Origin of the sequence: Paramesorhizobium leguminum (genome assembly GCF_003217235.1) — a bacterium.
Taxonomy (GTDB): Bacteria; Pseudomonadota; Alphaproteobacteria; order Rhizobiales; family Rhizobiaceae; genus Paramesorhizobium; species Paramesorhizobium leguminum.
This window is the reverse complement of record NZ_QJTF01000009.1, coordinates 12,211-23,384: the sequence shown is the minus strand read 5'-3', so window position 1 is coordinate 23,384 and position 11,174 is coordinate 12,211. Positions and strand designations below refer to the sequence as shown.

Below are 11,174 nucleotides of genomic sequence, written 5' to 3'. Positions count from 1 at the left end.
AAACGCCTATGTCCCCCTCTCCCCGTACTTCACGGGGAGAGGGTAAGGGTGAGGGGCAAATCGCAGGCGATCCGTCAAAACAGGAATCTCTAAGCGCGGCTGCCGAAAATGGCCGAGCCGACGCGGACGGAGGTGGCGCCGAAGGCGATTGCTGTTTCGTAATCGGCCGACATACCCATGGAGAGCTTTTTCACCCCGGCCTCACGGGCGATCTTCTCAAGCAGCGCGAAATGCGGGCCGGGATTTTCATCCGCCGGGGGAATGCACATCAGGCCCTCGATGGCGAGGCCGTGCGTCTCGCGGCAATGGGCGACGAACGCGGCGGCTTCGGTCGGCGCGATGCCCGCTTTTTGAGGCTCCAGCCCGGTGTTGACCTGCACATAGAGCCGGGGAAAACGGTTCTGCATTTTCATCTCGGCGGCAAGCGTCGCGGCGATCTTCTCGCGATCTACGGTCTCGATCACATCGAACAGCGCCACCGCATCGGCGGCCTTGTTGGATTGCAGGGGGCCGATCAGGTGCAGTTCGACGCCCGCATAATTTTCCTTAAGCGCCGGCCATTTGGCCTCCGCCTCCTGCACGCGGTTTTCACCGAACACGCGCTGGCCCGCTTCCAGCACGGGGCGGATCTCGTCCGCATCGAAGGTCTTGGAAACCGCGACGAGCGTAACCGAGCCCTGCGGACGCTTCGCTTCGCGTTCAGCATTCGCAATCGCGTTGCGGACATTTTCCAGGCGCTCAACAGCATCGGACATTGTACTAAAGCTCCTTTTTAGCGCCGTTTGGGCTCGCTAACTATCTGTGATGGTTGACGCCCTCGCCAATCCATGGTGAAGGTCCGCCCAAATATTCCAAATCCTCTTTGCAAGAGAAAAACGGTCATGGCAACCGAACGCTATAATCCGCGCGCAGCGGAAACTCATTGGCAGAAGGTCTGGGAAGACGCCAGGATCTTCGAGACTGACAACGACGATCCGCGCGAGAAATATTACGTCCTCGAGATGTTCCCCTATCCGTCGGGCCGCATCCATATGGGCCATGTGCGCAACTATGCGATGGGCGATGTGGTGGCGCGGTACAAGCGCGCCAAGGGCTTCAATGTGCTGCATCCGATGGGCTGGGACGCTTTCGGCCTGCCGGCGGAAAACGCGGCGCGCGACAACAAGATCAACCCGCGCCAATGGACCTATGCCAATATCGCGACGATGAAAGGTCAGCTGCGCAAGATGGGCCTCTCGCTCGACTGGACGCGCGAAATCGCGACCTGCGATCCGAGCTATTACCGGCACCAGCAGAAGCTGTTCCTCGATTTCTGGAAATCCGGGCTGGCGGAGCGCAAATCGGCCAAGGTCAACTGGGACCCGGTCGATATGACCGTGCTCGCCAACGAGCAAGTCATCGACGGGCGCGGCTGGCGCTCCGGCGCCTTGGTCGAGCAGCGCGACCTGACGCAATGGTTCTTCAAGATCACCTCGATGGGGCAGGATCTGCTTGACGGTCTCGACACGCTCGACCGCTGGCCGGAGAAGGTTCGCGTCATGCAGCAGAACTGGATCGGCCGGTCGGAAGGCCTCCTGATCCGCTGGGCGCTTGACAAGGCCACCGCGCCTGCGGGGGAGAGCGAGCTGGAAATCTATACGACCCGGCCCGACACACTCTTCGGCGCGTCCTTCATGGCGATCTCGCCGGACCATCCGCTGGCGAAGAAGGTTGCGGAGACGAACCCGGCCTTGGCGGCCTTCGCCGAGGAATGCCGTCGCATGGGCACCTCCGTCGCCGCGCTGGAAACAGCCGAGAAGAAGGGCTTCGACACGGGCATTCGCGCCGTCCATCCTTTCGATGAGAACTGGACCGTGCCGGTCTATGTCGCCAATTTCGTGCTGATGGAATATGGCACTGGCGCGATTTTCGGTTGCCCGTCGGGCGACCAGCGCGACCTCGATTTCGCCAATAAGTACGGGCTGCCGGTGGTTCCGGTGGTCATGCCTGAAGGCGCTGACGCCGCGACGTTCCGCGTTGCCGATGAGGCCTTCACGGATGATGGCGTGATGATCAATTCGCGCTTCCTCGACGGGATGAAGCCTGAGCAGGCTTTCGAGGAAGTGGCGAAGCGGCTGGAGAACACGACCATCAATGGCCGCCCGCAAGGCGAGCGCAAGGTGCAGTTCCGCCTGCGCGACTGGCTGATCTCGCGCCAGCGCTATTGGGGCTGCCCGATTCCGGTGATCCATTGCGATGCGTGCGGCGCGGTGCCGGTTCCGGATAAGGACCTGCCCGTATTGCTCCCTGACGAAGTCAGTTTCGACAAGCCCGGCAACCCGCTCGATCATCATCCGACGTGGAAGCATGTGGCCTGCCCCAATTGCGGCAAGGATGCCCGGCGCGACACCGACACCATGGATACTTTCGTCGATTCGTCCTGGTATTTCGCGCGGTTCACCGATCCGTGGAATGAAAAGCAGCCGACGACGCTTGCCGCTGTCGACGGTCCCTCGGGCTGGCTCCCGGTGGACCAGTATATCGGCGGCGTCGAGCACGCGATTCTGCATCTTCTCTATTCGCGCTTCTTCGTCCGCGCCATGAAGGCGACCGGGCATGTCAATGCGGTCGAGGAGCCGTTCCAGGGGCTGTTCACGCAGGGCATGGTGGTGCACGAGACCTACCGCGACAAGAACGGCTGGGTCGCGCCCGCCGATATCCGCATCGAGGAGAGCGACGGCGTGCGCAAGGCCGTGCTGGTTTCGACTGGCGAGCCGGTGGAGATCGGCTCCATCGAGAAGATGTCGAAATCCAAGAAGAATGTCGTCGACCCTGACGATATCATCGCCTCCTACGGCGCGGATACGGCGCGCTGGTTCATGCTGTCCGATTCGCCGCCCGACCGTGACGTGATCTGGACCGAATCAGGCGTCGAGGGCGCGCATCGCTTCGTGCAACGCGTCTGGCGACTGGTTTCCGAGGCGGCGCCGGTGCTGAAGACTGTGGCTCCGAAGCCGGCCTTTGAAGGCGAGGCGGGGCTGATTTCGAAAGCAGCACACAAGACGCTGAAGGCAGTGGGCGAAGACATCGAGAAACTGGCCTTCAACAAGGCCGTGGCCCGTCTTTACGAACTGACGAATGTGTTGGCCGCCCCGTTGCAGACGGCGGCAAGCGGCAACGCGGATGCTGTTTTGCAAGGCTCGCTGCGCGAGGCGGTAGACATGCTCATCGCAATGATCGCGCCGATGATGCCGCATCTGGCGGAAGCCTGCCGGGCGGAGCTTGGGGTTGAAGGTCTGGCCGCCACGGCGCCCTGGCCGGCCTTCGATCCGGCGTTGATTGTGGAAAACGAAATCACGATGCCTGTGCAAATCAACGGCAAGAAGCGAGGGGATTTGACAATCGCCCGCGATGCGGATCAATTGACCGTGGAGAAGGCTGTGCTCGAACTTGATTTCATCAAGTCGGCCCTGAATGGGAGCGCGCCGAAGAAGATCATCGTCGTGCCGCAGAGGATCGTCAATGTCGTTGCCTGATCGCGCTTTTTTCGGAGCCAAAATGAGGCAGTCCGCATTTTTTGCCGTGCTGGCGGGAACCTTGCTTGCTGCCGCGGGATGTACTGTGCAACCGCTTTATTCCGGCGGAGGGCCGGAAACATCTCTTGGTGGAAGCGTTCAGCCCGCCATGCGCGAGAAGCTTGCTTCCATCGAGATCGAGCCGGCCACCACCCGTTATGGGCAGGAAGTGCGCAACAAGCTGATCTTTCTCCTGAGCGGCGGGGCAGGGGAGCCAGTCAGCCCGGCCTATCGCCTTTCGCTCGGAGTCACCTCATACACAACGGCGGCAGTCAGCGTCGATATTGGTGATTCGACCGACAGGACCGGTCGCCCTTCGGCCGGTACGGTGAACGTGTCGTCGAATTACGTGCTGCGTGACGTGGCAGGCAAGCCGGTCGCCAAGGGTACCCGTTCTGTCAGATCCTCTTTTGATCGGCCACGCCAGGAATTCGCGAATTTGCGTGCCGAACGTGACGCGCAGGACCGGGCGGCGGAGGAATTGGCGCAACAGTTGATGCTGGCTCTGGCGCAGAATATGGCGCGGCAGCGCTGAGAGACAAGATGGTGCGGGTGGGTGAAGGGGCGTTGGCGCTCCAGTAGCCCTCATCCTGAGGTGCAAAGCGTAGCGGAGCCTCGAAGGGCGAGGGCGCTTGGGGCGCCCCCGCCAAACGTATCACGCGATCTTCTGCCCCGTCTTCGCCCAATCGGCGAGGAAGGACTCGAGGCCCTTGTCCGTCAGCGGGTGCTTGACGAGCGCCTTGAGCGTGGCGGGCGGGACCGTGACGACATCGGCGCCGATGAGAGCCGCTTCCTTGACGTGGTTCACCGTGCGGATCGAGGCGGCAAGGATTTCGGTCTTGTAATCGTAATTGTCGTAGATAGTGCGGATTTCGGCGATCAGCTCCATGCCGTTGATGCCCATGTCGTCAAGGCGGCCGACGAATGGCGAGATGAAGGTCGCGCCGGCCTTGGCGGCGAGCAGCGCCTGATTGGCAGAGAAGCAGAGCGTGACGTTGACCTTGCGACCTTCGGAAGTGAGCGCCTTGCAGGCCTTGAGGCCATCGAGGGTCAGCGGCACCTTGATGCAGATATTGTCCGCGATCTTCGAGAGAACCGCGGCTTCCTTCATCATGCCGTCATAGTCGATGGCGGTGACTTCAGCCGAGACGGGACCGGCGACGATATCGCAAATCTCCTTGGTGACTTCCAGAATGCTGCGACCCGATTTCAGGATCAGGGAAGGATTGGTGGTCACCCCGTCGAGGAGGCCGAGATCGTTCAGCTCGCGGATTTCCTTCACATCGGCGGTATCGACAAAGAATTTCATTTCAGCGTCCTCCATAATAGGCTGGCGGGATATCGATGTGGCCCTTAGAACCGCATGATCTCACCCCTTAAAGTGGGTTTTCTTTACTCCAAAGCCAAGCCAAGGTCACGCGATCATGTCAAAAGATTCGCAAACCTCGCACAAGCAAGTCCAGGAAAAGTGTGAAGCGGTTTTCCGTCCGGACTTGCGCAAGGGACAAAGGACGGTTCCCGTGCTCGTTCCGATGCCGGCGGAACGGCCCTATTCCTACGCCGTGCCGGAGGGGATGAGCGTCGTTCCGGGGTCGATCGTGCGGGTGCCGCTGGGGCCGCGCGAGGTGGTCGGCATTGTGACTGACGGTGAGACGGATACGGTCGATGCGAAGAAATTGCGTTCGATTTCGGCAGTTTTCGACTGCCCGCCGGTGGAACCGGCAATGCTGCGCTTCGTGCAGTGGGCGGCGGATTACACGCTTTCGGCTCCGGGCATGGTGGCGCGCATGCTCCTGCGGGTTCCCACGGCCTTCGATCCCGAGCCGCCCATCCCGGGCCTGCGCCATGCGGGTGCGCAGCCGGGCCGGCTGACGGACGCGCGTGCCCGCGTCATGGAACTCGTCGAAGACGGCATGGCATGGACGCGCTCCGGTCTTGCGCATGCCGCCGGTGTATCTACGACCGTGGTTGAGGGGCTCAAGGCGCAGGGGGTCTTCGAAGAAGTTATGATCCCGCCGCCGCCGGTGGTGGCCCTCCCCGATATCGATTACGCCCGCGCGGACCTCTCGCCGGACCAGCAGGCGGCGGCGGATATGCTGGTGGCGAATGTTTCGACTCAGGCGTTTTCCGTTTCTCTGCTCGATGGCGTGACCGGCTCGGGCAAGACGGAGGTCTATTTCGAGGCGGTGGCGAAGGCCATCGAGCAGGGGCGGCAGGTGCTGATCCTGTTGCCTGAGATCGCGCTGACGCAGCAATTTCTTGACCGTTTCCACAATCGTTTCGGGGCGAAGCCCGCCGAATGGCATTCCGACCTGGCGCCACGGATGCGTGAGCGCGTCTGGCGGCAAGTGGCGGAAGGGAAGGTGAAGGTGGTGGCCGGCGCGCGGTCGGCGCTGTTCCTGCCGTTCCGCGATCTTGGGCTGATCGTGGTGGATGAGGAACATGATCCGGCCTACAAGCAGGAGGATCGGGTGTTCTACAATGCCCGCGACATGGCGGTGGTGCGCGGGCATATCGGCGGCTTTCCGGTGGTGCTCGCCTCGGCGACGCCTTCAGTCGAAAGCCAGGTCAATGCGGAGCAGGGGCGTTACAAACGCATCAGGCTCTCCTCCCGCTATGCCGAAGCGGCGATGCCCGATCTCAAAACCATCGACATGCGCCGGTCCCCGCCGCCGCCGGGCCGGTTCCTGTCGCCGGTGCTATCAGGGGCGATCGCCAAAACGCTGGAGCGCAAGGAGCAGGCGCTCCTGTTCCTCAACCGGCGCGGTTATGCGCCGCTGACGCTGTGCCGGGTTTGCGGGCATCGGTTCCAGTGTCCGAGCTGTTCGAGCTGGCTGGTGGAACATCGTTTTCGCGGCCAGCTGATGTGCCACCAATGCGGCTACCATGAACCGGTGCCCCAATCCTGTCCGGAATGCGGCACGCTCGATCATCTGGTCGCCTGCGGCCCCGGCGTGGAGCGCATCGCCGAGGAGACAGAGGCGGCGTTTCCCGATGCGCGGATCATCGTGCTTTCCTCCGATCTCCTTGGCGGCGTGAAGCGGTTGCGGCTGGAGCTTGATGCTATCGCCAAGGGTGAGGCGGATATCGTCATAGGCACGCAACTGGTGGCGAAGGGGCATAATTTCCCTGATATGACGCTGGTCGGCGTCATAGATGCGGATCTGGGGCTCGCCAATGGCGATCCGCGCGCCGCCGAGCGGACGTTCCAGCTGCTCAATCAGGTGACGGGGCGGGCGGGACGCACGGGACGCAAGAGTCTTGGCTTGCTGCAGACCTACCAGCCCGACCACCCGGTGATGCGCGCCATCGTCTCGGGCGACGCGGCGGCCTTTTACGCCCGCGAAATCGAGGAGCGAGAACGCGCGGGCTTGCCGCCATTCGGTCGGCTGGCGGCGTTGATCGTTTCGGCCAATACGCGCGCTGAGGCGGAGAGCCATGCGCGCGGCGTACGCCGGGCGGCGCCGTCATCGCCTGAAATCGCGGTGCTGGGTCCAGCGGAGGCGCCGTTGGCGCTGATTCGCGGACGGCACCGTTTCCGACTGCTTATCCATGGGACGAAGCGCGCGGACATACAGGCCTTCATCCGCGCGCTGCTTGTTGCTGGGCCGAAGGAACGCGGGTCGGTGAGGGTGCAGGTGGATATCGATCCGCAGAGCTTTTTGTAGAGAGGTCAAATGGAAACGCTGGCGGGACAGCGCCCCCCTCTGTCCTGCCGGACATCTCCCCCGCAAGGGGGGAGATTGGCTGACACGGCTGACAGCTTTCATCCTGCAATGCTGGCGATTGATGCCAGACGTCGATGAAGGCGCAATCTCCCCCCTCGCGGGGGAGATGCCCGGCAGGGCAGAGGGGGGCGACGTAGAGTGCCAACGTTTCCGTTGGTTGTGAAAAACGCAACAAGCGCTTTTTGTCGCACTTTTCTCCTATGTGCTCTATAGAGCCGAACCAAATTTCAGAAGCATGAGGAAACGACATGGAATTCTATTGGCCCGCGAGTGATGGGGAGTGGCTGGCTTGGGTTTCGGCCCTCCTCACGGTGCTGTTCGGACTCGTTCTGTTTCTCGCGCCGGGCCTGTCGATGAAGCTGTTGCGCCTCTCGCCACTCAACGAGCGCCCCGAAGCTTTCGCCTCGATCCGCGCGACAATGGCGGGGTTTCATATCGGGCTGGGCCTCTCCTGTCTCATCTTCGCGCAGCCATTCCTCTGGCTGGCACTCGGAGCGGCATGGGGGTTCAGCCTGTTCGGGCGGCTTATCTCAATGATGTCGGACAAGGGCAACACGCTTTACAACTGGATAGCGGCGCTCATCGAATTCTTGCTCGCCGCTGCGCCGCTGCTTTTTGCTTTTGGATTTATCGCCTGACCCGCAATTGCGACAAAGGTGACTAAAAACAGAGGGATTCCCGTGTTGCGAGTCCCGCCCGTTCATGCTAGACGGCAAGCGAATTTCAGCGGAGATGTTACGCACATCTAAAATGCGCTGAGAAAAATCAATAAAGTCAAAGGCTTAGGCTGACCTGTCTTTCAGGCCCGAGTCTTGGCGATTAAACCAGAGAGCCGATTGTCCGTGACCGAAACTTCATCGCTCATTTCAGGTGTCGCGCGGCGTTATGCCGGATCACTTTTCGATCTGGCGCTGGAAGCAAATTCCGTTGCCGGCGTCGAGAAGGATCTTGGCCGCTTCGAGGCCCTTCTGAATGGCAGCGACGAGTTGAAGCGCCTGATTTCCAGCCCTGTTTTCTCGACCGAGGAGCAGGTGAAGGCGATTTCGGCCATTGCCGACAAGGCTGGCATCGATGGTATCGTAGGCAACTTTCTTCGTGTCGTGGCAAGCAATCGCCGGCTTTTTGTGCTGCCCGGCATGATCGCGGCGTTCCGCCAGATCGCTGCGACGCATCGCGGCGAGGTTTCCGCCGATGTTACCGCGGCCCATGAACTGACTGCCGCACAGCAAAACGAATTGAAGGCGACGCTCAAGAGTGTTGCCGGAAAAGACGTGACGATCAATGTCACCGTCGATCCGTCGATCCTCGGCGGCCTCATCGTGAAGATGGGATCGCGCCAGATCGATACCTCCCTTCGCACCAAACTTTCTTCTCTCAAGCTTGCACTGAAAGAGGTCGGCTGATGGACATCCGCGCTGCGGAAATTTCCGCAATCCTGAAAGAGCAAATCAAGAATTTCGGCAAAGAGGCGGAAGTCTCCGAAGTTGGCCAGGTTCTGTCCGTCGGTGACGGTATCGCCCGTGTCTACGGTCTGGACAATGTCCAGGCCGGTGAGATGGTCGAATTCCCCGGTGGCATTCGCGGCATGGCGCTGAATCTCGAAAGCGACAATGTCGGCGTCGTTATCTTTGGCCCGGATCGGGGTATCAAGGAAGGCGATACCGTCAAGCGTACCGGCTCCATCGTCGATGTTCCCGTCGGCAAGGGGCTGCTCGGTCGCGTGGTTGACGGTCTCGGCAATCCGATCGACGGCAAGGGCCCGATCGTGGCGACTGAGCGCCGTCGCGTCGACGTCAAGGCGCCCGGCATCATCCCGCGCAAGTCGGTGCACGAGCCGATGTCGACAGGCCTCAAGGCTGTCGATGCGCTTATCCCGGTTGGTCGCGGCCAGCGCGAGCTGATCATTGGCGATCGCCAGACCGGCAAGACCGCGATTATTCTCGATACGATCCTGAACCAGAAGTCGGTTCACGATTCCGGTCCCGAGAAAGAAAAGCTCTACTGCGTCTACGTGGCCATCGGCCAGAAGCGTTCGACCGTCGCGCAGTTCGTGAAGGTGCTTGAAGAGCGCGGCGCGCTCGAATATTCGATCATCGTCGCTGCCACCGCCTCCGACCCGGCGCCGATGCAGTTCCTGGCGCCGTTCGCCGGCTGCGCCATGGGCGAATATTTCCGCGATAACGGCATGCACGCCCTCATCGGCTATGACGATCTGTCGAAGCAGGCCGTCGCCTACCGCCAGATGTCGCTGCTGCTGCGCCGTCCTCCGGGCCGTGAAGCCTATCCGGGCGACGTGTTCTACCTGCACTCCCGCCTTCTGGAGCGCGCGGCAAAGCTCAATGACGACAATGGCGGCGGTTCGCTGACCGCGCTTCCCGTCATCGAGACGCAGGCGAACGACGTGTCGGCCTATATTCCGACCAACGTGATCTCGATCACCGACGGCCAGATCTTCCTCGAGACCAATCTGTTCTATCAGGGCATCCGTCCCGCCGTGAACGTCGGCCTCTCGGTGTCGCGCGTCGGCTCCGCCGCCCAGATCAAGGCGATGAAGCAGGTTGCCGGTTCGATCAAGGGCGAGCTTGCGCAGTATCGCGAAATGGCTGCCTTCGCGCAGTTCGGCTCCGATCTCGATGCCTCGACGCAGCGCCTTCTCAATCGCGGCGCGCGCCTGACCGAGCTCCTGAAGCAGCCGCAGTTCTCGCCGCTGAAGACGGAAGAACAGGTCGCGGTGATCTATGCCGGCGTCAACGGCTATCTCGACAAGCTCGCCGTCAACCAGGTGAGCCGGTTCGAGGATGGACTGCTTTCCTTCCTGCGCAGCGAGCACAAGGATGTGCTCGATGGTATCCGCACGGAGAAGCAGCTTACCGATGACCTCAAGGCCAAGCTCAAGGCGGCGATCGACGCGTACGCCAAGAACTTCGCCTAAGTTTTGTTTTAGCCGCATGGTTCTGCAATTTTGCGGAATCATGCTCTGACGGGATGAACGGATGCCTTCACTTAAGGATCTGAGAAACCGTATCGCCTCGGTCAAGGCGACGCAGAAGATCACCAAGGCGATGCAGATGGTCGCCGCGGCGAAGCTGCGTCGCGCGCAGGAAGCCGCCGAGGCAGCACGGCCTTATTCGCAGCGCATGGGCGCGGTGCTCGCCAATATCGCGCAGAATGTGAGCGGCGACGACGCGCCGAAGCTGATGGCCGGGACGGGCGCGGACAACGTGCATCTCCTCGTGGTCTGCACGGCGGAACGCGGCCTCTGCGGCGGTTTCAACTCGCAGATCGCGCGTCTGGCGCGCGACCATGCCCGCAAGCTGCTCGCCGAAGGCAAGACGGTGAAGATCGTCACCGTCGGCAGGAAGGGCGCCGATATCCTCAAGCGCGAGTTCGGGCAGCTCATCATCGATCATTTCGACATGCGCGAGGTGAAGCAGGTTGGCTTCGCCAATGCCGATGCGATCGGCCGCAAGATCATCGCGCTGTTCAATGATGGCGCTTTCGATATCTGCACGCTGTTCTATTCGGAATTCAAATCGGTCATCAGCCAGGTGCCGACCCCGTTACAGCTCATCCCCGCCTCCGCGGGTGGCGAGACGGCGGCTGACCAGGCCAAGGGCGCGATTTACGAATACGAGCCAGATCCGAGCGCTATCCTGAATGATCTCATCCCGCGCAACATTTCCGTGCAGATTTTCCGGGCGCTCCTGGAAAATGTAGCCGGCGAGATGGGCGCGAAGATGAGCGCGATGGATAATGCGACGCGCAATGCCGGCGACATGATCAACAAGCTGTCGATCACGTATAACCGCCAGCGTCAGGCTCAGATCACCAAGGAACTGATCGAAATCATTTCGGGCGCGGAAGCGCTCTAAGTTTTGGTTTAGCGCATGAT

General features: G+C 61.4%; 9 protein-coding genes. 7 read left to right on the top strand and 2 right to left on the bottom strand.

Features of this window, described 5'->3' with window-relative positions; translation table 11 throughout:
• Positions 1 to 89: 89 nt before the first annotated feature.
• Complete coding sequence (locus tag C7477_RS09260; RefSeq protein ID WP_110751380.1) at positions 90 to 755, bottom strand: YggS family pyridoxal phosphate-dependent enzyme; 666 nt, start codon at positions 753 to 755, stop codon at positions 90 to 92.
• Positions 756 to 881: 126 nt separating this feature from the next.
• Between C7477_RS09260 and leuS the strand changes: the two genes are divergently transcribed.
• Both leuS and lptE read left to right on the top strand, forming a co-directional pair.
• Positions 882 to 3,515, top strand: coding sequence for a leucine--tRNA ligase (leuS, locus tag C7477_RS09255; RefSeq protein WP_110751378.1), 2,634 nt, complete (start codon positions 882 to 884; stop codon positions 3,513 to 3,515).
• Positions 3,502 to 4,089, top strand: a complete 588-nt coding sequence (gene lptE, locus C7477_RS09250; protein WP_110751376.1) for an LPS assembly lipoprotein LptE — start codon at positions 3,502 to 3,504, stop codon at positions 4,087 to 4,089. The genes leuS and lptE overlap by 14 nt, the downstream gene beginning before the upstream one ends.
• A gap of 120 nt (positions 4,090 to 4,209) precedes the next feature.
• Here the strand turns inward: lptE and fsa are convergent, their stop codons facing one another.
• On the bottom strand, positions 4,210 to 4,863 hold the full coding sequence (gene fsa, locus C7477_RS09245; RefSeq protein ID WP_110751374.1) for a fructose-6-phosphate aldolase: 654 nt from the start codon (positions 4,861 to 4,863) through the stop codon (positions 4,210 to 4,212).
• A gap of 115 nt (positions 4,864 to 4,978) precedes the next feature.
• On the opposite strand from fsa, the gene C7477_RS09240 reads away from it, so the two are divergent.
• The 5 genes from C7477_RS09240 to C7477_RS09215 all read left to right on the top strand — a co-directional run bounded on the left by C7477_RS09240 (position 4,979) and on the right by C7477_RS09215 (position 11,154).
• Positions 4,979 to 7,222: a primosomal protein N' gene (locus tag C7477_RS09240; RefSeq protein WP_110751372.1), complete on the top strand. Its 2,244-nt coding sequence runs from the start codon at positions 4,979 to 4,981 to the stop codon at positions 7,220 to 7,222.
• 308 nt (positions 7,223 to 7,530) lie between these two features.
• Positions 7,531 to 7,920: an AGROH133_08824 family phage infection protein gene (locus C7477_RS09230; protein WP_110751370.1), complete on the top strand. Its 390-nt coding sequence runs from the start codon at positions 7,531 to 7,533 to the stop codon at positions 7,918 to 7,920.
• A gap of 204 nt (positions 7,921 to 8,124) precedes the next feature.
• Positions 8,125 to 8,685 (top strand): F0F1 ATP synthase subunit delta, encoded by a 561-nt coding sequence (locus tag C7477_RS09225; RefSeq protein ID WP_110751546.1) that lies wholly within the window; start codon positions 8,125 to 8,127, stop codon positions 8,683 to 8,685.
• A complete protein-coding gene (gene atpA, locus C7477_RS09220; RefSeq protein WP_110751368.1) occupies positions 8,685 to 10,214 on the top strand; it encodes a F0F1 ATP synthase subunit alpha in 1,530 nt (509 codons plus the stop codon). The genes C7477_RS09225 and atpA overlap by 1 nt, the downstream gene beginning before the upstream one ends.
• A gap of 61 nt (positions 10,215 to 10,275) precedes the next feature.
• Entirely contained in the window at positions 10,276 to 11,154 is an 879-nt protein-coding gene (locus tag C7477_RS09215; RefSeq protein WP_110751366.1) for a F0F1 ATP synthase subunit gamma, read from the top strand.
• Positions 11,155 to 11,174 lie beyond the last annotated feature (20 nt).